18 protein-coding genes are annotated in these 22,643 nt (G+C 60.7%); 14 read left to right on the top strand and 4 right to left on the bottom strand.

What is annotated here, in order from left to right; all coding sequences use genetic code 11:
* Positions 1-12: 12 nt before the first annotated feature.
* From JFT91_RS22070 to JFT91_RS22085, 4 genes are all read right to left on the bottom strand, one after another.
* On the bottom strand, positions 13-1,083 hold the full coding sequence (locus JFT91_RS22070) for a lipocalin-like domain-containing protein (protein ID WP_201233854.1): 1,071 nt from the start codon (positions 1,081-1,083) through the stop codon (positions 13-15).
* Positions 1,073-3,544, bottom strand: a complete 2,472-nt coding sequence (locus tag JFT91_RS22075; RefSeq protein WP_201233855.1) for an FtsX-like permease family protein — start codon at positions 3,542-3,544, stop codon at positions 1,073-1,075. Before JFT91_RS22075 ends, JFT91_RS22070 begins: the two co-directional genes overlap by 11 nt.
* Positions 3,541-4,194, bottom strand: a complete 654-nt coding sequence (locus JFT91_RS22080) for an ABC transporter ATP-binding protein (protein WP_201227051.1) — start codon at positions 4,192-4,194, stop codon at positions 3,541-3,543. The genes JFT91_RS22075 and JFT91_RS22080 overlap by 4 nt, the downstream gene beginning before the upstream one ends.
* 200 nt (positions 4,195-4,394) lie before the next feature.
* Positions 4,395-6,092 (bottom strand): sulfatase-like hydrolase/transferase, encoded by a 1,698-nt coding sequence (locus tag JFT91_RS22085; protein WP_201233856.1) that lies wholly within the window; start codon positions 6,090-6,092, stop codon positions 4,395-4,397.
* Between the two features lie 390 nt (positions 6,093-6,482).
* On the opposite strand from JFT91_RS22085, the gene JFT91_RS22090 reads away from it, so the two are divergent.
* From JFT91_RS22090 to JFT91_RS22155, 14 genes are all read left to right on the top strand, one after another.
* The gene (locus tag JFT91_RS22090) at positions 6,483-7,835 is read left to right on the top strand and encodes a UDP-glucose dehydrogenase family protein (protein WP_201148713.1); all 1,353 of its coding nucleotides are present in this window, start codon (positions 6,483-6,485) and stop codon (positions 7,833-7,835) included.
* Positions 7,832-8,869, top strand: coding sequence for an NAD-dependent epimerase (locus JFT91_RS22095; RefSeq protein ID WP_201227053.1), 1,038 nt, complete (start codon positions 7,832-7,834; stop codon positions 8,867-8,869). The genes JFT91_RS22090 and JFT91_RS22095 overlap by 4 nt, the downstream gene beginning before the upstream one ends.
* 18 nt (positions 8,870-8,887) lie before the next feature.
* Positions 8,888-9,634, top strand: coding sequence for a sugar transferase (locus JFT91_RS22100; RefSeq protein ID WP_201227054.1), 747 nt, complete (start codon positions 8,888-8,890; stop codon positions 9,632-9,634).
* On the top strand, positions 9,634-10,281 hold the full coding sequence (locus JFT91_RS22105) for a CpsD/CapB family tyrosine-protein kinase (protein WP_008084477.1): 648 nt from the start codon (positions 9,634-9,636) through the stop codon (positions 10,279-10,281). Before JFT91_RS22100 ends, JFT91_RS22105 begins: the two co-directional genes overlap by 1 nt.
* A 21-nt stretch (positions 10,282-10,302) precedes the next feature.
* The gene (locus JFT91_RS22110; protein ID WP_201227055.1) at positions 10,303-11,328 is read left to right on the top strand and encodes a polysaccharide biosynthesis/export family protein; all 1,026 of its coding nucleotides are present in this window, start codon (positions 10,303-10,305) and stop codon (positions 11,326-11,328) included.
* Between the two features lie 16 nt (positions 11,329-11,344).
* Positions 11,345-12,937, top strand: coding sequence for a GumC family protein (locus JFT91_RS22115; RefSeq protein ID WP_201148718.1), 1,593 nt, complete (start codon positions 11,345-11,347; stop codon positions 12,935-12,937).
* Positions 12,934-14,025: a glycosyltransferase family 4 protein gene (locus JFT91_RS22120; protein WP_201233857.1), complete on the top strand. Its 1,092-nt coding sequence runs from the start codon at positions 12,934-12,936 to the stop codon at positions 14,023-14,025. The genes JFT91_RS22115 and JFT91_RS22120 overlap by 4 nt, the downstream gene beginning before the upstream one ends.
* A complete protein-coding gene (locus tag JFT91_RS22125; RefSeq protein ID WP_201233858.1) occupies positions 14,022-15,392 on the top strand; it encodes an O-antigen ligase family protein in 1,371 nt (456 codons plus the stop codon). The genes JFT91_RS22120 and JFT91_RS22125 overlap by 4 nt, the downstream gene beginning before the upstream one ends.
* Positions 15,389-16,357 carry a glycosyltransferase gene (locus JFT91_RS22130; RefSeq protein WP_201227058.1) on the top strand — a complete coding sequence of 323 codons (969 nt, stop codon included), beginning with the start codon at positions 15,389-15,391 and terminating at the stop codon, positions 16,355-16,357. The genes JFT91_RS22125 and JFT91_RS22130 overlap by 4 nt, the downstream gene beginning before the upstream one ends.
* The gene (locus JFT91_RS22135; RefSeq protein WP_201233859.1) at positions 16,350-17,486 is read left to right on the top strand and encodes a glycosyltransferase; all 1,137 of its coding nucleotides are present in this window, start codon (positions 16,350-16,352) and stop codon (positions 17,484-17,486) included. Before JFT91_RS22130 ends, JFT91_RS22135 begins: the two co-directional genes overlap by 8 nt.
* A 13-nt stretch (positions 17,487-17,499) precedes the next feature.
* Entirely contained in the window at positions 17,500-18,501 is a 1,002-nt protein-coding gene (locus tag JFT91_RS22140) for a polysaccharide deacetylase family protein (RefSeq protein WP_201233860.1), read from the top strand.
* Positions 18,498-19,805, top strand: a complete 1,308-nt coding sequence (locus JFT91_RS22145; RefSeq protein WP_201227061.1) for a lipopolysaccharide biosynthesis protein — start codon at positions 18,498-18,500, stop codon at positions 19,803-19,805. The genes JFT91_RS22140 and JFT91_RS22145 overlap by 4 nt, the downstream gene beginning before the upstream one ends.
* Complete coding sequence (locus JFT91_RS22150; protein WP_201233861.1) at positions 19,802-21,721, top strand: hypothetical protein; 1,920 nt, start codon at positions 19,802-19,804, stop codon at positions 21,719-21,721. The genes JFT91_RS22145 and JFT91_RS22150 overlap by 4 nt, the downstream gene beginning before the upstream one ends.
* Before the next feature lie 230 nt (positions 21,722-21,951).
* The gene (locus JFT91_RS22155) at positions 21,952-22,641 is read left to right on the top strand and encodes a GNAT family N-acetyltransferase (RefSeq protein WP_201233862.1); all 690 of its coding nucleotides are present in this window, start codon (positions 21,952-21,954) and stop codon (positions 22,639-22,641) included.
* Positions 22,642-22,643 lie beyond the last annotated feature (2 nt).

The following is a 22,643-nucleotide window of genomic DNA, read 5'->3' on the forward strand; positions in this document are numbered from 1 at the left end:
GTGTAGGAGGCTTTAATAGCCGGTCATTTCGAGGTAGCCGCTGCCGGTGTGGCTGCCACTGATGTTGACCGGGCCTTCCCAGTAGGGAATGCGCAGGTTCATCCACGCATTGGGGTTGAGCGCCGACAGGCGGATGTCGAGGTGTTTGTCCGGGATACTGATCGACCAGCGCACCGGCATGGAGCGACCGGCGACGCTTGCGGTGTCTTCTGGCGTGAGTGTGATCTGCCCGCTGTGCAGGGTTTGCGTCTGGCCGTCAGCGTCGATCCAGGTACCGGTCAGATACGGCGCGCCGTCCTTCTGGCGCATGCGGTACAACATGACGTGTGCGCCGCTGTCCAGGTGCAGGGAGAACCAGTCCCAGCCGGTCTGGTTGGCAGTCAGCGGTTGGCTGCTCCATTCACGATCGAGCCAGGCCGGGCCGCTGACGGTGTAGGTCTGACCGTTGATTTGCAGCGTGCCGCTGGCCTGAAAAAACGGTTGGCTGTAGTAGTACGACGCCTGGCCCTGTTCGGATTTCTGACTGAAACCCTTGTCACCTTGCAGCACCAGCGGACGACTGGCGGTGAGGTGCAGTTGATAGCTGAAGGATTTGTCCTTGGCGCTGAGTTGCATATCGCTCAATGGGTCCTGGGAGTGACTGACAAACTGCCAATCATCGATCCACGCCTCGAACGGTGTCAGGCGTACGCCAGCCTGACCCACCCCACCGCGGGCATAACGTTCGGCGGCACGGTGTGCAGTCGCCGAGGTCACTGCCGCATGCCCCAGCCAGATCGTTTGGCTCCCCCACCCGGCCTGTTCCGGGACGGGTTTGAGGGCACTGCGGAACAACGTCCATTGCACACCGAATTCCCTGCCCTGCTGATCTTTGAGGTTGGCGGTGACGTACCACCACTCAATGCGAAAACCCGCATGCGCGCCGTGGTCCGCCGGAAAGCTGAACACCCGCCCCGGCACCACCGGGGTGAACCCTGACGCCTGATCGCCCATCCCGGCAAAACCCTTTTGCTCGGGCACTGTTTGATCGCAGCCACCCAGCAACAACAGCACGATCAACCACACAACCGCGTTAATCCTCATGGGCAAACGTCCTCAGCAGGTCCGCCGGTTGCGTGCGGTACAGCGAATACAACGGCCACGCCGACGCCAGCAATGTCGCGAGCAACGCCAAACCCATCAGTTGCAGCAATTGCCACGGGAACACCCGCAGCGGCAGTCGCCAGCCAAACGCCTGTACGTTGATCACCGCATCCAGACACCACGCCAGCGCGATCCCCAACGGCAGGGCCAACACCAGCGTCAGCACCGCCAGCAGCCAGGTCTGACCAAGGTTCAGCAGCATCAGTTGGCGTCTGGTCACACCCAGCGCCCACAGCGGCGCGAGCTGGCCGAGTCGGCTCTGGCTCTGGGTCAGCAGGCTGATAAACAGCGCCACGCCCGCCACCGCCAGGGTCAGGCTGTTCAGTGCGGCGGTGGCTGCAAAGGTGCGTTCAAACACTTGAACCGACCAGCCCTTGAGCCGCGCCTGATCGACGATGCGGCTGTCATCGAGCGCAAAACGTGCCTGTAATGCGGACAAAAATGCCGGGATGTTTTGCGGATCGATGCGCAGATTGAAACGGTTCGGCGTCAGTTGTGGCCAGCCGCGCAGCAGGTGATTGACGTTGACCAGCAGGTGCCCCTTGGGATTGCCGTAATCGGCATAGATGCCAACGATGCGCGGTGACCACGCCCCGTTCGGCGTGGAGATGCTCAGGTGTTCGCCAGCATGCAGTTTCAGGCGTCGGGCCAGTTGTTCGCTGAGCATCACCGCATCATCGGTCGCCAAATGCCCCCACGGATCACCGCCACTGACATCTAGCAACGGCCAATGTTGACGGTAATACGGGTGATCGATCACACCGAACACGTCCGCCGGCCAGCCTTGCAGCGTCACCGCAACCTGCCAGTTGGGCAGTACCGCCGTCACGTGCGGCTGCTGTTTGAGCCAGCTATACATCTCGCGCGCCTGAGCCGGGTTGCTCGGGTTGATATAGAGCTCGGCGCTCAGACGTTGTTCGAGCCAGTCGTTGAAGGTCTGGCGAAAACCGGCAGTCATGCTGCCTGCGCCGATATTGGCAGCGAGCGCCAACAGCAACGCCATCAGCGCCAGGCTCAATGCTGGCAATTGCTGGCGGCAGTCAGCGAGAAACCACTGACCGAGCACCGACCGACTGCGCCCGAGCAATTGATTGAGTACGCCGCTGAGCAGCACCGGCAATGCCAGCGCGGCGCCGAGCAGCAGCCCGGCCATCAGCACAAATCCGCTGGCCAGACTGTCGCCCCAGACCAACGCCGCCAACGCGATCACGCCCAGCAACAAGGCCAGCCAGCCCTGACGCCGCAACCAGCGCGCGTATTGTTGATGCCAGGCTTGCGGATCTGCCACCGCCAGCAAAGGCAGGCGCGCCGCCCGCAGCAGACTGTTGGCTCCGGCGAGCAAGGCGCCGAGCAGGCTCAACCCTATCCCGCTGAACCACCACCAAGGGCTCAGCCGCAACTGCCCCGCCACTTCCGCACCGTACAAACCACGCAGGCTGGCGGCGACATCCGGCAGCAACACACTGGCCAGCCAATACCCGCTGATTACGCCAAGTACGCCGCCGATCAGCGCCAACACGCCCAGCTCAACGATAAGACAGCCAATCAACATTCGCGCACTGACACCACAGGCGCGCAATGTGCGCAGCAGTCCGCGCCGTTGTTCCAGGGCGAGGCCGATGGCCGCATGGACAATGAACAAACCGACCACGAACGAGAGAAATCCCAAAGCATCCAGATTGAGATGAAAGCTCTCGGTCAGTCGAGCCAGATTGTTTTCCTCGCCACTGCTCTTGAGCTGCAACTGGCCTTTGAACGTGACCGGTAACTCACCGTGAAAATCCTTGGGCAGCAACAGGCGTGAGAGTTGTCCGGGTTGTTCGAGCAGGGTTTGCGCGACGCCGATGTCAACCAACAAGACGCCCGGCGCCATGTCCTTTTGCGCCAGCAGCGGCGGCAGCTTCTGGCCATTCAGCGTTTGCGGGGTGGCGCCTTCTTGCAGGCTCAGGACCTGCAGGGTTTCCGGGGAAATCCACGTACTGCCCGGCGGCGTGAAGAACTCGACCACTCGCTCGATCGGCATGGCCTGCCCGGCCACCGCCGAATCAGCCGGCAGCGACACCGGTTCGATGCCCATCAGTTGCAGGCGCTGATCGTCGTGCCCCTTGAGAAACAAGCGGCCCTGCAACAGCGGCGACACCGGCCAGCCCTGGCGACGCAGATCGACAAACCATTGCTGCGCGAACGTCGCGCCGTTCGGCATACTGAGACTGGCCTGCGGTTCGCCGCCGATCAATTGGCTGGCGCGTGCGTAGCTGTCGCGGGCCTGACTGTTGAGCGCTTCGACGCCAGTCAACAGGCTGGTGGCCAGCCACAACCCGGTCAGCACACTGAAAAACTGCACCGGATGCCGTCGCCAATGGCTCAGCAGCGCGCGCAGGGTTTGCCTGAAGACGATCACATCAGCCGCCCGTTGGAGAGCACCACCCGCTGTGCCAGCCGCGCCGCCACTCGCGGACTGTGGGTGACCATCAGCAGGGTTGTCGGCGTATCGTCGAGCAGTTCCAGCAGCAAGCGCAGCACTTCATCACTGGTCGCTTCATCGAGGCTGCCGGTGGGTTCGTCGGCCAACAGCAGCTTCGGTTGCGAGGCCAGCGCCCGGCCCAGCGCGACGCGTTGCTGCTGGCCGCCCGAGAGCTGCTCGGGATAGCGTTTGAGCAAATCGCTCAGCCCGAGGCGCTGCACCAGATGTGCCTGCCAGCGCGGCTCGTGACGCCCGGCCAAACGTGCCTGAAACGCCAGATTGTCCTCGACGCGCAAACTGCCAATCAGATTGAACTGCTGGAACACCAGACCGATTTCCGTGCGCCGCCAGTTCGCCAGTTGCGCCTCGTTCATGCTTTCGAGCCGATGTTCGCCGCTGCGAATGCTGCCGCTATCGACTTTGTCGAGGCCGGCGATCAGGTGCAGCAAGGTGCTTTTGCCACTGCCGGATTCGCCCATCAGCGCCAGACTGCTGCCGGGTTCGAGCGTCAGGTCGACGCCTTGCAGCACCGGTAACGAGCCTTGAGGAGTGAGGTAACTTTTGCAGACGTTTTCAATCTGGAGCATGCCGCCACCTGATGGGTCAGTGTGGGGCAAGGATAGCGGATGCCGATGACAGACCAGAGCCTGGCGTTGAATCAAACGACCTCATCGCTGGCAAGCCAGCTCCCACAGGGATTCAGGTTGTTCACAGATACCTGAATTCACCCTCAATCACTGTGGGAGCTGGCTTGCCAGCGATGAGGCCAGTCCTGCCCATACAAAATTTACTGCCCAGCCGCCACACTGGTCGCAGCCTCCCCCGGCGTGACAATGCTGCCCAGATCAATATGCTTCCACTCAGGCTTGGCCCCCAGCCGCGCATTGAAGCGGTAATTGAAGGTGAACTCATCCGCCGTCGGCACCGTCAACGGTTTGCCATACACCGCCTCGATCCCCGCCAGGTCGTAACCCATCAACTGCAACAAGGTCGGGAAAATGTTGTAGTGGCTGGAGTGATCCTTGTTCGCCGCCAGTTGCGCCTGCCAATCCAGCGTCTTTAATTCGCTGCCCTGAATCACCACCAACGGTACCAGCCCTTCCTCCTCCACCGGATCGCCGCCGCAGTGCGTGTTAAGGCCCGGATTACCGCGCTCGTGCAAGTCCTGGCCATGATCGGAGGTATAAATCAGCAACGCATTGCTCAGGTTGGCCTGGGCGAACACTCGTGCAAAGAACTCGCCGACATTCCATAGCACGGTGTTTTTGTAGGCGTTGCGGTACAGCACCCAGTCATCCGGCTGCCCATTGAAACCGGTGCGCTCGCCCGTGTCGGCGACTTCGGTGAACTGCCCGCGCGGCAAGGTCGGCCGATAGGCCATGAATGCATCGGGATACTTGTCGTGTACCGGAAAATGCGCGCCGACTTTGTTGATCACCACCAACTCGGGCTTGTCGTCATTGAGCAGTTCGATCAGCTTCGCAGCAGCGGCCATGTCGCGATCGCGCACGCTGGTCTGGTCGAATTGCACGAAATCGTCGATGTCCTTTTTCTCGGTATCGGTCATCAGGTTCTGCAGATTGCCACCGGTGCGCTGCGCATCGATGTACACCGTGCGCAGCCCGGCCTTTTTCGCGTATTGCCAGATCGACGGCAGCGTACTGTTGATGCGCATGTAGTCAGCGCGGGTGCCGCCGTAGCGCAAGGTGATGTTGGTGTCGGCGCTGCAATTGGCGATGGACGCGGCGTAGCCATAATTGAAAATGTCGACGCCGGCGTGGGCTTGCTTAAGGTTGCTGTGCACCCCGAACGGCGCATTGATATCCAGATAATTGCCGGAGATGCTTTCATCGATGATCAACACGATGTCATGGCCGACCGCTTGCGACGCGCGCGACAACGTGACCGGCTCACGCGGGCCGACGGTGTTGTGCAGCGCTTCATAGGCAAACAGGTTCAGGTAGGCCAACGGCGTGTACATGATCGGCAAGCCACGAGCGCCCTCGCCCGCTCGCAAAAACAGCACAGCGCTGAGCAGCAAAACCCCACAAATCGGCGCGGCTACGCGCAAGGCATTCGGCACCCTCAGCGAGTGTCGGGGTTTCAGACCAATGCCCAACAGCAGCAACAAGCCATTCAGGACGCCATGCAAGATTGCATCGCGGTACTGATACGCCGCTTCCTGGATGAAGCCACCCGAGTACACCAGCGAGACAAAGCTGCTGTAGTTCAGGTAATCCGCGGTGACCCGCGTATAGACATCAAAAAACACCGCCGAGGCGAACATGAACAATGCGAATAAATGTCGAATGAGCGCCTGTCGTATATACGCCGTTAGATATAACGCTAAAGTAAGCGCCAAAAACATCGCGCCAAAAAGAACTACAGAAAACCCCAGGCCGATAGCATTTAACCGCTCAATGTAATAATCGGAATAAACCAGTAGATAAATAACTAAAAGCAGTTCTTTGAGGTATCGAAACATGGCTATTCCGGTCGCGCGAAACGGCAGAGGGTCAAGGTTTTGTCGGTCAAAAACTGACACTAGCACCCGGCCATCAAAGCGCAAGAAATGGCTGACTTTTCCTGAAAGCGTCAAAAAAACGTTGACTCAAATCTGACACACTCAAGCGGCTATAAGCCTTTAATTTCGGGGGATTCGACCGTTTATCGCTTTCTCTGAATTGTGAAAAAAGCGTCAAGGACGGGACAAATCCAACAATAGCAAGCACTTGATGGCAAATCGCCGCAAAAATGTGACCTGTTATACAGGTGCAACATGTCATTTTGCTGACACGCTTTTCTCACCCTGCGCTATACCCCTTTTGACAGTCTCGATTTGAACTCTTTCCACCGTCTTACGAGGCACGCCAATATGGACGTGAGCGTATTTGGTACGGGCTATGTTGGCCTGATACAAGCAGCGGCACTTGCCGATGTTGGACACCGCATTCTGTGCGTGGATATTGATCCGAATAAAATCAAGCAACTGCAACAAGCAGTTCCTCCAATTAGTGAGCCGGGCTTATCCAGCACCCTGGAAGAAAACATTAAAGCCGGGCGCTTATCGTTCAGCACCCAGGCCAGTGATGCGGTGGAGCACGCCGAGCTGATTTTCATCGCCGTGGGCACACCGGCCGATGAGGATGGCTCTGCCGACCTGAGCCACGTGCTCAACGTTGCTCGCCAGATTGCTTCGCACATGGAGGCCGATCGCACGCTGATCATCAAATCCACGGTGCCGGTCGGCACTGCCGATCAGGTGCTGGCCGCTGCCAACAGCGAGTTGCTGCGTCGCGGCAAATCCGAGCTGAACGTGCGCGTGGTCTCCAATCCCGAATTCCTCAAGGAAGGCAGCGCCCTCGCCGACTGCATGCGCCCCGACCGAATCATCGTCGGTACCCGCGATGACGTGGCGCGCGAGCAAATGAGCGAGCTGTACGCGCCGTTCTGCCGCAACCACGAAAAACTGATGTTCATGGACAACCGCAGTGCCGAGCTGACCAAGTACGCGGCCAATGCGATGCTCGCCACCCGCATCAGTTTCATGAACGAGCTGGCCAACCTCACCGAGTTGCTCGGTGCCGACATCGAAGCGGTGCGCAAAGGCATCGGCTCCGACCCGCGCATCGGTTACCACTTCATCTATCCGGGCTGCGGCTTCGGTGGCTCATGCTTTCCCAAGGACTTGCGCGCCCTGCTGCACACCGCCGAACACAACGGCATGCCGCTGAAATTGCTGCGCAGCGTCACCGACGTCAACGACCAGCAGCGGCACATTCTGTTCAGCAAACTGAAAGCGCAATTCCCCCAGGGTCTGGCCGGCAAGTCCATTGCCATCTGGGGCCTGGCATTCAAGCCGAACACCGATGACATGCGCGAAGCCCCGAGCCGTTACCTGATGGATGCCCTGTGGGCCGAGGGCGCCAGTGTGCAAGCTTACGACCCGGAAGCCATGTCCGAATGCCGGCGCCTCTACGGCTACCGCAACGATCTGCACCTGTGCGCCACCCGCGACGACACGCTGGAAGACGCCGATGCGCTGGTGATTTGCACCGAGTGGAAAAATTTCCGCGTGGTCGACTTTGAGTTGCTCGCCGAAAAGCTCCGCTCGAAAGTCATCATCGATGGCCGCAACCTCTACAACCCGGAACACGTTGCCGCTGCCGGTCTGCATTACAGCGGCATCGGCCTTCGCCATATCGCTCCCGAAGGGCCACGGCCATGAAGGTGCTGGTCACCGGTGCGGCCGGTTTCATTGGTGCCCATTGCGTGTTGCGGTTGATGCGCGACGGCCACTCGGTGGTCGGCCTGGACAATTTCAACGCCTACTACGACCCGCAACTCAAGCACGATCGCGTGCAATGGGTGCGCGAGCAGGTCGGCGATTTCCCGCTCGCCACGGTTGACCTGGCTGATGCGTCGGCCATCGACGCACTGTTTGTCCGCGAACGCCCGCAAGTGGTGATCCACCTCGCGGCGCAAGCCGGGGTGCGCTACTCGCTGGAAAACCCACGGGCCTATCTGGACAGCAACCTCAATGGTTTCCTCAACATTCTGGAGAGCTGCCGCCACCACCCGGTCGAGCACTTGATTTATGCCTCATCGAGTTCGGTGTACGGCGCCAACCAGCACACGCCTTACTCGGTGAAGGACGGCGTCAATCACCCGCTGTCGCTGTACGCCGCCACCAAAAAAGCCAATGAACTGATGGCGCACAGCTACAGCCATCTGTTCGGTATTCCCAGCACCGGTTTGCGTTTTTTCACCGTATACGGCCCTTGGGGTCGACCAGACATGTCACCGATCCAGTTCGCCCGCGCGATCACCGACGGCACACCGCTGAAACTGTTCAATTACGGCGAGCATCAACGCGACTTCACCTACGTCGACGACATCGTCGAAAGCATCGCCCGCCTTGTCGATCACCCGCCGCATGCTCATCCGGAGTGGGATCGTGAACACCCCGACGCCGGCACCAGCATGGCGCCGTGGTGCCTGTTCAACATTGGCGGCCAGCACCCGGTGGAGCTCAAAACCTATCTGGCTCTGATGGAAAAACACCTCGGTCAGAAAGCCATTGTCGAGCTGTTGCCGCTGCAACCGGGCGATGTGCTCAACACCTGCGCCGAGACCGACGATCTGGCCCAGGCCACCGGGTTCCAGCCGCAAATAGAGCTGGACGAAGGTCTTGGACGCTTCATCGCATGGTTTCGCGACTACTACCCGACTGCCTATCGCCCACGCGCCGCTCGCGGCTGAACATCAGCGGAGGACTCCATGACTGGACATGAAAAAGGTGTACCGATCCAACAACTGCAGCGTGACAAGCGCATGGATCCGGAACAGCGCATGCGCCTTGATGCGGCGATTCATCGTCAGGGTCAGGGCTGGGTCACCGGTCGAGAAGGCGGTCGGCCATGGACCTTGTCGCGCACCAACCGCGTGGTCGCATGCCTCGGTGCAATCACCATTCTGCTGGTGTTTTCGCCACTGCTGCTGGGCCTGGCGCTGGCCATCAAACTCACCAGCAAAGGCCCGGTGATGTTCGTGCAAAAGCGCACCGGCTACCGTGGCCGCAAGTTCGGCATGTACAAGTTCCGCACCATGGTGGTCAACGCCGAAGAGCTCAAGGAGTCGCTGCGCCACCTCAACAAGCACGGGGCCGACGCCATCGATTTCAAGATCGACAAGGATCCTCGCATCACCGGTATCGGCGGTTTTCTGCGGCGCACCAGCCTCGATGAACTGCCCAACCTGATCAATGTAGTGACCGGCGACATGCGCCTGGTCGGCCCACGCCCGACCTCGTTCAACGCCTATCGGTACAAGGACAGTCACCTCGCCCGGTTGGCGATTTATCCCGGAATGACCGGCCTGTGGCAGATCTCCGGGCGCAGCAACATCGACTTCGACCAGCGCGTTGAGTTGGACCTCAGCTACATCGCCGAGCAGAGCCTTTTGCTTGATCTGAAGATTCTGTTGAAAACCCCTTTCAAAGTATTCAGCGGCCACGGAGCAAGCTAATGGACGGTTCAACCAACAAAAGCCTGAGCATTGCCAACCCCAGCGAATCGAACCTGACTTCGACCGTGCTGGACCTTGATCTGCGGATCCTGTTCCTGACCGCTGCCAACCCCGGCGCCGGCACCACCACCAGTGCATTGGCGCTGGCCAGCCAGTTGGCGCAAATGAGCAGCGGCCAGGTGCTGCTGGTCGACGCCAGCCAATCGGCGAGCAACCTCACCCAGCAACTGAACCTGAGCAAAGAACGCGGTCTGCGCGACTTGCTGTTCAACCCGGACAACCCGCCGCTGTTGCAGGACTGCGTGGTGCAGGTCTCAAGCCTGCCGTTCCACGTACTGCCCAATGGCCGGCCGATCCGCACCATGGAACACCTGACCGCCGAGCGCCTGAGCCCGTTGCTCGATCAATTGGGCAGCCAGTACCGCTTCGTGGTGATCGACGGCGACGCGGTGTATTCCGCCGCCGACACGCTGGTCATCAGCACGCAAGTCGATGGCGTGGTGTTTGTGGTTCGCGCCGAAGACACCCGCTGGGAAGTCGCTCAGGCCGCCGTGCAACGCCTGACGCAGGCTGGCGCAAAAGTGGTCGGCAGCGTGTTCAACCGGCGCAAGTACTACATGCCCAAATGGCTTTACAAAAACCTCTAAGCGAACGCGAAGGATGACGCCATGAACGCCAAGATTCTTGTTCTGCTGATGCTGCCGCTTGCAGGTTGCTCCAGCAATTCCGAAACCCAGAACATGCCGGTGAATATCCTCACCGCCGCGCCGGCCAACGCCCAGGCGACGGACATGCCGAAGATCGAGCAGACCCTTCGCCCGCAGGATGTGCTGGACGTGATCTTCCATATCAGCACCAGCGGCTCGGATGCCTACCGCGTGCAGTCAGGTGACCAGATCGGCCTCAACTTCACCGCCGCCAGCCAGCTCAACGGCAATCAACTGGTGCTGCCGGACGGCACCATTGAACTGCCAGGCGCCAACACCTCGGTAAAAATCGCCGGGCTGACCAGTGACGAGGCGCGCGATGAAATCCAGCGCGCCTATCAACGCAAACAGCTGTTCCAGCCCAACCGCAATCAGTTGACCGTGCAGATCATCAGCCCGCTGACCAATGAGCAGAACCTGAAAAGCGCGCTGAATCACCCGGCCACCGGCATGAGCCGCGAGATCACCGTCGGCACCGACGGCTACGCGAGTTTCCCGGAAATCGGCGCTGTGCCGCTGCAAGGCATGACCGTCAACCAACTGGAAAGCTTCCTCAATAAGAAGTACGCGCAATTGCCGGGCCGGATGACCGTGGATGTGCTGCTGAAATCCACCGCCGGCAACGAAATCTATGTACTTGGCGAAGTCGGCCAACCGGGTTCCTACCCGATCCGCCGGCCGGTCTCGGTGCTTGAAGCGTTGACCCTAGCCCGTGGCACCAACGTCAAGGCACGGCTGGATTCGGTGGTGATCATGCGCCGCAACGGCAATCAGGTGCAGGCGGTGCGTTACGACGTCGAGAAGGCCCTGTCGGGTGAAGCGCCGCAAATCGCCTACCTGCAACCGGACGACATGCTCTACGTGCCGAAAACCAAACTGGCCAGCGCCGGTGAACTGGCGCGGCAACTGGCGGACGTGGTGTTGTTCCAGGGCGTCGGTTTCAGCTTCGGCTACCGCGTCGACAACAAAGACAGCAACAACAACTGACTCTCAGGTGACCGACATGAATCCAAAGGAAAACTACCTGCATGAGTTCTTCAGGATCTTCTTCGCCAACAAGCAACTGGTGAAACGGGTCTTCCTGATCTTTGCAGTCATCGCCCTGCTGCTGCCGCTGGTGCTCAAACAGAGCTTCGATATCACCGCGCAGGTGATCGTGCAGTCGAAAAAACTCTCTCAGGGCGACGCCACGACGTCGCTGACGGTGGACAACGCCACGTTCATTCCACCGTCGCTGGCCGACATGGAAACCGAGAGCAACATCCTCCGTTCGCCGGCGCTGATCCGTCAGACCATCAGCGAACTGCGTGACAAGGGTGAGTACACACCTTCGCCGGGCATCTTCAGCAAACTGGTGGCCGAACCGTTCAAACGCTACGTCAGTTCGCCGCTGCGCCAATACGTGATCAACCCGGTGCGCAACATGCTCGGGCTCGAGACCGACCCGGTGCGTGACACCGCACTCGACGCCTTGACCCAGCAAGCCATCGACAGCCTGAAAATCGAGACACTGCCCGGCTCCAACGTGATCTCGATCGTCTACAGCTTCCCTGATCCGCATCAGGGCACGACGTTTGTCGCCGCCCTGTTGCAGAACTATCTGGTCAGCCGTCAGGCGTTGCAATCGATCGACTTGCCGCAGTCTTTCTACGAATCGAAAAAACAGCTCTATCAAGTACGTATCGACGGCCTGGAAGGCAACCGCCAGGCGTTACTCGAAAGTGTCGGCTCGTCTGATCCGAAGGAAGAAATCACCTTTCGCCTCAACGCGATCAACACCGAAGAGCAAGCGTTGAACCTGTATCAGGACCGCCTGCTGCAAAGCCAACGCTGGCTCGAATACCTGAAAACCAGCCTCGCCGCCGCGAGCGCCAACAAGCTCAACGACTACACCTTCCCCTACACCTTCACCACCACAGTCGACAACGTGGCGTTTGAAGACCGCGAGATCAAACAGCTCGGCGAGCAACTGACCACTCAGGTCAGCCGCTACATGAATGACCTGGCAGTGTTCCAGCCGGGCAGCGAACCGATGTTGCTGACCCGCGAACAGATCGCCCGCACCCGTCAGCAGTTCCTCAAAGTGGTGAGCAACCGCATCCAGGAACGCACCAACGATCTGACCGTGGTGCAACAGGTGATCAATCAGAAAACCGCGCGCATCGCCGAGTTCAAGAACCGCATCCACGAGTTGCAGCAAACCCAGAGCAAACTGCGGCAGATGGACACCGAGATTGATGCGATGCACGCCGCGTTCTCGACGTACGCCCAGCGGTTTGCCGAAAGCAGTACCACACGCACGCTTAACGACGACCTGTCCAACGCGCGAGTGTTGAGCCCACCGTTTGAACCGACCGAACCGGCGTTCCCGAAACCGGGCCTGATCATTCCGTTCGGCATGCTCACCGGGTTGCTGCTGGCGATTGCCTTTGTCTACGTGCGTGAGTTCTTCGATCACCGCTTCAAACACCCGGCGCAAATCAGCCACGAACTGGGCATTCCGGTGCTGTTGGTGATCAACGACCAGAACGTGCTGCCGAGCAATCCGCACAAGAACTGGACCGTGCCAAGCTTCCTGCACTGGGTGCGCAATTGAGCACCGCACCCTCCCCTGTTGCCGCGCTGCCGATCATTCATTTGCTCAGCAGCGGCGGCTTCTATGGGGCCGAGCGGATGTTGCTGGATCATTGTCTGGCGACGCCGGGGCAGCATCAGGTGCTGTTCCTCGACGCGCCGCCAGCACTGATCGCGCGCTTTCGCGAGGCCGGCGTGGACTGTCGCGGTTGTGCCGGGCTTGGGGAATTGCTCCGGCACTTGCGCCAACGTCGCGCTGAAAAACCGCTGATCAATACACACAACTTCAAAGGCCTGTTGTTCGGCTGGGTTGGCGCGACGCTGTGGCGCCTGCCGCTGGTGATCACTCAACACGGCTTCACGCCACGCAGTCGCAAGCAGAAGTTCTACACCTGGCTCAGCCTGCAACTGTGCCGCACCGCTTCGGTGGATCGGGTGGTGTGTGTGGCGGAAAGCATCGCCGTGCTGCACCGTCAGGCCAGCGTGCGGGCGGAGAAGTTGCAGGTGATCCCCAACGGTTTGCCAGCCGCGGCGGCGATGGTGCCGGATGCCGATCGGCAGCGCTGGCTGGCCGGTTACGTCGGCCGTTTGAGCAGCGAGAAAGGCCCGGATCTGTTTCTCGACGCGCTGATCCAGCTGTGTCATCAGCACCCGCAACTGGATGCGGTGATGCTCGGCGACGGCCCGGAACGTGAGGCCTTGCAGTCGCGCATCGACAACGCCGGTTTGCATGCGCGGATTCGTTTGCCCGGTTATCAGATCGCGATGCAACCGTGGTGGCAGCAACTCGATGCGCTGGTAATCAGTTCGCGCACCGAAGGCACACCGATGATTTTGCTCGAAGCCATGCAGGCCGGGGTGCCGGTGGTGGCGTTCGGTGTCGGCGGAATTCCCGATGTGTTGGAACATCGGCACAACGGTTTACTCGCGACACCGACCGACTGCGCCGACCTCAGCCGCCAAATCGACACCTTGTTGAACGAGCCGAAACTGGCCCGGCAACTGCGCGATAACGCAAAACGCACACAACAGGATCGCTACGACCTCAAGGCCCTCGCCGAACGCTGGTCGCAGCTGTACATCCGCACGGCACGGGAGGCACGCGCATGATTTTCCCGCTCTCGATCGTCAGTTTGCTCGGTCTGGTCTGCATCGCTTTGCTGGCCAGCCCTTATCCGTATCTGGCGCCGGGAGCGGTGCTCGGCCTGGTCGGTTTTGCAGTGTTGTACCGCAAGCCAACCTGGGGCCTGCTCGGCATTGCTGCGCTGGTGCCGTTCGAGGGTTTCTTCAAGGACAGTTCGTTGTCGGGCAGTAAATTGCTCGGTGCCGGGCTGGCGGTGATCCTGATGCTGCAACTGGCGCTGCATCAGATTCCTTCGGAACGCCTGCGCAGTAATATCTGGCGCTACCTGATCTGGTTCATGGTGCTGTACTTTCTCAGCCTGCTGAATACCGATGACATGGGCATGTCGCTCGGGCACCTGCGTGAACTCAGCGTCGGTTTGATTCTGTTTGTCATCACCCTGTTGATCGGCCGCGATCTCAATCTCGACCTCTTCGCCCGCCTCGTCACCCTCGCCGTCAGCGCGACCTGCGCGATGGCCATGTTCTCGACAAAATTCCAGGATCAGGGCCGCGCGGCGGGCCTGCTCGAAGACCCGAACGCGTTCGCCATGCTGATTGCTTTCGCAGTGCCGATGGGCCTGCTGCTGGTGATTCGCAGCCCGAATACACTGCACCGTTTGTTCTGGGGCGGTTGCTGCCTGCTGCTGCTTGGTGGCATGACCAAAACCGAATCGCGCTCCGGGCTCGTCGTGTTGGCGCTGAGCCTGTTGATCGGTTGCTGGCATTACCGCTCGCAACTGACGCGGATTCGTCCACGGCATCTGGGTTTCGCCATGCTCGGCGCGGCCATCGTGCTGCCGCTGGCGATCTATGCGATGCCGGCCGGCTATATGGCGCGCATCCAGTCCCTGAGTATTCTCAGCGCCGGTTCCAAGGCGCAGGACGAATCCCTCGGCCGCCGCGCTTCGTACATCGTCGTTGGCAGCCAGATGATCCGCGAGAACCCGCTGCTCGGCTCCGGCCCCGGCACCTTCCCGCTGCATTACGCGACCACCGGTTACGCCAAGGCATTCTCGGCCAACCGCAAGATCGGCGACTTGTACCGCCGCGCGCACAACACCTACCTGGAAATTTTCAGTGAGCTGGGCGTGCCTGCCGGCCTGTTGTTTGTCGGCATGCTCGCCCTCGGTCTGTACAACCTGATTCGCGCGCGGTCGGCGTGGATGCTGCGCCGCGACTGGCATCAGGCCGACATGATGACCCACCTCGGTGTGAGCTTCCTGTCGCTGACCCTGTTCCTGATGTTCCTCAGCGCGCCAAACCAGAAATACGTGTGGATCATGCTCGCGCTGACCAGCGTGCTGCGCCTGAAAGCCGAACAGGCGCCAATGGCGATGGAGGCGAAGGCATGAGCCGGATCAGTATCGTCATCCCGATGTTCAACGAGGCCCGGCACATTGGCCGCACGTTGCTCGCCGCGCAAAAAGCCGCGTTCGCCGCCAATGTCGAATGCGAGCTGATCGTCGTCGATAACGGCTCGACCGATGACGGCCCGCACATTGCTCGCCAGTTCGGTGCGCAAGTGCTGGAGTTGCCGGGCGTGTTGATCGGTGCGCTGCGCAATCGCGGCACGGCCATCGCCAGCGGTGAATGGCTGGCGTTCATCGATGCCGACATCGAGATGCCCGAAGACTGGCTCAAGCCCCTGTTCGAACTGGAGGCCAGCGGCCAGGCCGATGTCTTCGCGCTGGATCTGCACACCCCCGCAGAAGCGCCGTGGTACGCCACCGCCTGGCAACGCCGCACGTTGCGCGTGTCGTCGCAGACTTCGCATACCGTCGACTGGCTGCCCAGCGCCAACCTGCTGATGCGCCGTCGCTGGTTCGACAAGGTCGGTGGCTTCAACGAAACCCTGCGCACCGGCGAAGACAAGGAATTCACCCTGCGCCTGCACGAACAGGGCGCGCGGCTGCTGTCGATCAACAACAGCGTCGCCCTGCACTGGGGTTACGAAATGAACTGGCGCGAATGGATGGGCAAAGAAATGTGGCGTCAGGGCAGTCATCTGCAACTGCTGCGTACCCACGGTTTCAGCCTGCGCCTGCTGCGCTTTCCAATGCTGTCGCTGCTGGTGTGGCTGCTGGATTTTCTGGCGATTTCTGCGTTGTTCAATGGCTTTCCGCATCACGCCGCGATCATGGTGGCGATCACCAGCCTGCCGGGTCTGGTGCTTAGCCTGCGCCAGAGCGCCAAACACCACGATATCGGCCTGACCTTGCAACTGTGGGGCCTGCACTGGGTGCGTCTGCATCTGGCCGGCGCTGCTTTTATTTTGAGTCTGTGTCATTGGAACGCCAGGAGGCCTGCCCGTGGCTGAATTCATTTTCTGGATGTGCCTGTTGCTGCCGGTCTACGCCTACGTCGGCTACCCGTTGCTGCTGACGCTCATCGCGCCGCTGTTTCCGGCCTGGCGCCACACGCCGGCACCGCCGCTGAACATCAGCATCGTGATCGCTGCGCACAACGAAGCTCGGCATATCGAGCACAAATTACGCACATTGCTGGCGCAGGATTATCAGCCAGCAACCCTGCAAATCATTCTCGCCAGCGACGGTTCGACCGATGACACCGTGGCTTGCGCACACAAAGTGGTTGATTCGCGCATCACCGTCCTCGACCTGCCACGCCAGGGCAAAGCCGCGACGCTGAACGCCGGCGTGGCCCTTAGCACTGGCGACATTCTGGTGTTCACCGATGCCGACAACCAATGGTCACGCGAAACCCTCGGCTACCTGCTCGCACCGCTGAATGATCCGCAGGTCGGCGGTTGCGCCGGGCACATGGTAATCCCGGTCACCGGTGGCGGCTTGAGCGTTGGCGACAGCCTCTATCGGCATTACGAAGGCTGGCTGCGCCGAGTGGAAAATCGCACTGGCTGCATGGTGTCCGCCGACGGCGCCCTGCTCGCCTTGCGCCGTGAGCTGTTTCAGAACGTGCCCGCCGAGGTCAACGATGATTTCTTTATCAGCACCTGCGCACCGGTGGCGCACAAACGCATTGTCTACGTGCCGGAAGCGCAAGTGATCGACCACGGTGTCGATGAAGCGGACAAACAGTTCCGCCGTCGCCAACGCGTCACCGTTGGTGGCCTGCAAAGCCTGGCCCAGCGCAGTGAGCTACTCAATCCGCTGAAATATGGTCTGTACTCGATCGCGTTGATCAGCCACAAACTGATCCGCCGTCTGGCGCCGATCCTGTTGCTGCCGCTGCTGCTGAGTAACTTCTGGCTGTGGGACGACCACGGTTTCTATCGCCTCGCCCTGATCGCACAACTGTTCGGCTACACCATCGCGATAGCCGGGCTGCTGGATTCGCAACACCGTTTGCCAAAACCCTTCCGTCTTGCTGCGTTTCTGCTGGTCACCCTCGCCGGGATGAGTCTCGGCCTGTGGCAGTTCCTGCGTGGCCAGCGGTATGCCCAGTGGAATCCCGAACAGAACCGTTAAGAGGACCGAAGCCATGGCGATAAAACAACTGATAAAACGCACCAGTGGCTGGCTCTATCTCAACTCGTCCGTGGGCCGAAACCAGCTGCACGGCGCCGGGGTGATTCTGATGCTGCACCGGGTGCTGGCCAACGACCGCGCCGCTGACCTGCCGCACCGCAATGAACTGTGTGTCGGGCCCAAGGCCTTCGAGCATTTGCTGGTGTGGCTGCGCAAGCATTTCGATTGCGTGCCGCTGATGGAAATTCTCCAGCCCAACGCGCTGCGCACCGAGCGCCCACGGGTGGCGCTGACCTTTGACGATGGCTGGCGCGACAATGCGATCAACGCCTTCCCGTTGCTGCAAAAACATCAGGTGCCAGCGAGTATTTTCCTCTCCACCGATTTCATCGGCAGCCGCCAGCGTTTCTGGTGGGAAGCCTTGGGCGAAACCCTGTGGGGCAGCCATGGAGAAAAGGCGCGGATGCATTTGATCGAGTGCCTGCATGCCAGCGGTCATCCGTTGCCAGTGTTGCTCGATGACATCGATGTCGACCGCCGTAGCCTGTCGCTGCTGCATTACCTGCAAGGGCTGAAAACCCTTGAACCGCAGGAGCTTGAACGCCTGACCGATGAGTGCCCGCAAGAGTCGCAACCGCAGGCACTGGACTGGCATCAGGTGCGTGCGCTGGAAGCTTCCGGGTTGGTGCGCTTCGGCCCGCACGGCGCCAGTCACGCTATCCTCACGGGCCTTGACGATGTGCGCCTGAGCGAAGAGATCACACGCAGCCGCGATGCCCTGAACAACGGCTGCAACCGGCCGCTGCCGGTGTATTGCTACCCCAACGGCGACACCGATGCGCGCGTGCGCCAACAGATTGCCAGCCATGAATATCCGTTTGCGTTGGGCACCGGCACCGGCATTTATCGCGGTGAAGACGATCCGCTGAACCTGCCGCGTTTCGGCGTCAGCCAGCGCACCGCTCGCAATCCGGAACTGCTGTCGTGGCGGATTTTTCGCGGGGCGCGACCATGAGTCGAGGCGGTTACCTGAAGCACTTGGCGCTGAGCATGGGCACCAAGCTGGCGATGATTGCCCTGCGCTTGCTGCGCAACGTGTTGCTGGCACGGATTCTCGGGCCAAGTGAGCGCGGGCTGTTTGCCTTGCTCAGCACCCTGCCCGACTTGATCAGTGCAGCCACCAGTGGCGGGTTGAATTCGGCGGTCGGCTATCAAGCGGCCAAGCAGCGGCCGATGGGCTTGTTGCTCAGCCAAGTGCTGGTGTTCGGCTGCTTGCTGGCGGCGCTGTTGACCTTGCTGGTGGTGGCGCTGGTGCGCGAGTTTGGCAGTGAACTCGATATCACCATGCAACTTGGCCTACTGGCCTGGCTATTGTTGCTGGCGGTGCCGCTGACGGTGCTGAAAAGCGGCCTGCTGACACTGCATAACGCCTCTGGTGGCGTCGTCGCATTCAATGCCTTGCGACTGGTCGAGTCATTGGCGCCACTGTTGCTGTTCCTCGCACTGTTTTGGATGTGGAAAAGCGCCGCCCTCGAAGCAGCGCTGATCAGTTGGCTGGCGGGCATCAGTCTGGTAGTGCTGGCCGGTTGGGTCTGGCTCAAACGCGCGCAACCGCTGCAACTGCAATGGGATCGCACCAGCCAGAACGAACTGCTGCGCTACAGCGCCCGCAGCCACCCCGACTTGCTGTTTCAGCAAGTGATTCTGCGCTCGGATTACCTGTTCATCGGCGCCCTGCTCGGCAGCACCGCGCTCGGTCATTACGCAATGGCCAGCGCTGCTGCCGAATTGCTGCTGATCGTCCCGGAAGCGGTGACCACGCCGCTGATGAAACGCCTGCTGCAACAGGACGAAGGCATGGACAAGGTCACGCCGCTGGCCTTGCGTTTGACGGCGACGGTGATGCTCGGCGCGTGCCTGACCATGGCGGTGATTGGTGAATGGCTAATCGTCACCTTGTTCGGGGCGGCGTACCAACCGGCGTATCCGGCGCTGCTGGCATTGCTGCCGGGACTGTTGGGCCTGTGCTACGCGAGTATTTTGCGTCTGGATCTGCTCGGTAAAAATCGGCCCGGCACGGTGTCGATGCTGATGGGACTGGGCGCCCTGCTCAATCTGGCGTTGAACCTGGTAATGATTCCCGCCTACGGCATTGTCGGCGCGGCGGCGGCTTCGTCGATTGCCTATCTGGCCGTTACCGTAGCGATGCTGGTGCTTTACTGCCGTTTGAGCGGCGTGCCGTTCTGGCAAACCCTGATTATCCTGCCCCGCGACGTCACGCCGATGTGGCTGATGCTGCAACGCCGGAAAACCGCATGAAAGGCCTGGCGCTGCTGATCGGCCTCAGCCTGTCGCTGGACGCCTTCGCGGCGTCGATGCGCTGGGGCGAGATCCGTGACGGCAGTCTGTACCTGCAAACGGATCGCCCCGACACGGTGACCGTACGCTGGACGCCGGCATGGCAGGCAGAAGCCAACGAAGAGCATCTGTATCTGCTCGACGGCCAAGGCAAATTGCAGGGTGAACGCTTCATCAAAGCCAGTGAAATCCGTGGCAGTCAGAGTTGGCCGCTGGTGCCCGGTGCGGCGAGTTATCGACTGGAAATTCCTGGCTACAGCTTCCGTAATTATCGCGTCGAACATGACGAGCGCACGGTCGCGTTGTTCGCCCCGGCCAAGGTGCATTTCAGCGCCGACACCCATAACGGCGATGAGTTGTATTTCAAAGTCGCGCCGGGGGAACACGCGGTGCTGGCCGGCAAGTTTCATGGTGGCGTCAGCGGTTTGCAGGCGCAACGGGTCGGCGATGATCAGCAACTGACCTTGGCGCTGAAACCCTATCGCGCCTACTGGCAATTCGATCAGGTCGCCCTGCCCGTCAGCCAACGCGAACAGATCTGGCGCCTGCGTTTGCAAGGCAGCGGCAAAGCGGCGTTCTGGCTGGACGGCACGGCCAACCTGTTTGCACAGAATCCGCAGCAACTGAAACCGCTGCGCGAAGACCCCGGGCACACCCGTTTGACCGTGCACGATAAAGTCCTTGGGCGTACGCCGGATCTGGGCATCGCCCTGCCCTACGTGATGCCGCCACCGGCCAGTCATGCGGCGCTGGATGCACTGAAGCCGACGGCAGCGAGCTACTACAGCTTTGTCGATGTGACGGCGAAGAATCCGCATTTCGAAGACGCGTTCCGTCAGGTTTATCAAGATCGTTTCGGCATCAAACAGGACATCACATTACTGGCAGGCAGTCAGCGTCAGGCCGATCTGCGCGCCGATGTGCAGAGCAACAGCGGCCTCGATGCCTGGCTGGCCGGCACCCGAGCGCTGGGCGGCAAAGGCACGCACTACATTGGTTTCGCCGACGAACCGAATCTCAACTATTCCAGCTACGCGCAGTATCAGGCGATCTTCGCCAGCATGGCCCGGCAGGTGCGCAGCGATCCGGCGAATGCCAAGGCTGGCGTGCGCATCGCCATGCCGGCCAGTTCGCGACTGGTCAACGGGCCGTTCGCCAATAACGCAGCGGACAAACGCGGGATCGATTGGGCGCGGCGTTTGCTCAGCGAATCAGGCGATCAGGTCGATGCACTGGCGTGGCACGAATGGATGATTCGCGACCTGCTGGCCACCCGCGTCTACCGCGACAGCGTGCGCCGCGCCGCCGAGCTCGTCGGCCTCGACAGCAAAGGCGTGCCGCGCAAAGCCTTGCTGCTCGATCAGACCAATATGTCCAGCGGCTCCAGCCTCAGCCCTTACGATCAGGAAACCCACTACGCTTCGCTATGGTGGACCTCGGTGGTGATCAACGCTTCACAGGACGGCTTGCTGAGCATGCTCAACTGGTTCCAGGCCGCCGATGAGCCGCAGTATCCCAAGGGCATGTTGCGGGTGTTGGCCGATGATCGTTTTGAACTGAAGCCGGTTGGCCTCGCCCAGCAATTTATCGCTCAGCATTGGCTGCCTCAGGTGCTGTGGCTGGAAAACGATTCCTTTGAAGTCGATGTGCTGGCGATGGCCGGCGACGATCAGCGCGGCTTGCTCGGCGTCAACAAGGGCACACGCCTGCAACGTGTGGATCTGAGCGGCGCCAAGTGCCCGCTGAACAACGGCGCCCTGCGTTACTTCGGCGCGGACAACCGCAGCCGCGACGCACCATTTGCCTGCCGCGATGGACGCGTCAGCTTTGACTTGCCGGGGGAAACCCTGTTTGCACTGAGCTGGATCGCGTCATGAAGCCAATTCCGAATCTCAGAAAATGTAAAGCGAACACAGATTTGTGGCGAGGGAGTTTTTGTGGCGAGGGGATTCATCCCCGATGGGCTGCGAAGCGGCCCCGCATTTACAGGCTAAAAGCGACGACTGCTGCGCAGCCGATCGGGGCGGTGCGACGTTTCGCTGAATCCCCTCGCCACAGAGCCCCTCGCCACAGTCATTCGCCTTGCCGGAACTCCGGAGCACGCACAATGGGCATCGTCAGCAAACTCAGCGAACACATCAAGCAAAAAGGCCTGCGCGCCACTTTGGCGAAAGCCTGGAAGCACTACGTTTTTTCCCATCAGGAACTGCTGTGGATGGAGCGCGATCTGGTCAGTCCGGTGCCGCCGCACAATCTCAAACCCTACCCGCCGCTGCGAGTGGTGAAGATTACGCCGGACAACGCCAGCGCCTTCGCCCGCTACTTCGGCGACCGCGTCGGCACCATGGCTGAATTGGCCAACGAAGGTCACACCGGGCATATGCACCTGGACGATCAAGGCGATGCCGTGGCGTTCATCTGGGGCAGCGCGCGGGACTACTTCGACCGGCATTACTACGGCTGCATGTTCCCGGTGAAACCCGGCGAGTTCTTCGAGTTCGGCGGCGAACTGACCCGCGCCTACTGGGGCAGCGAACTGTCGGTGGATCTGCAACTGGAGCTGTGGAAAGCCATGGCTGCGCAGGGTTGCGACAAGGTCGTCGACGTCTGCGAGTTTCACAATATTCCGGCGCTCAAACTGCACCTGCGCATGGGCTACACCGAGCAGAACCGCATCATGAACGTCTACACCCTGTTCGGCCGCTGGCGCTTCTACCGCGAAACCCGCTACAGCGGCTCGCGTCTGGATGCTCTGCGCAAACCTTCCCGTCCACCCGTAACAGCAACGGCGACCTGAGC

Origin of the sequence: Pseudomonas sp. TH08, assembly GCF_016651275.1 — a bacterium.
In the GTDB taxonomy this organism is placed as follows: domain Bacteria; phylum Pseudomonadota; class Gammaproteobacteria; order Pseudomonadales; family Pseudomonadaceae; genus Aquipseudomonas.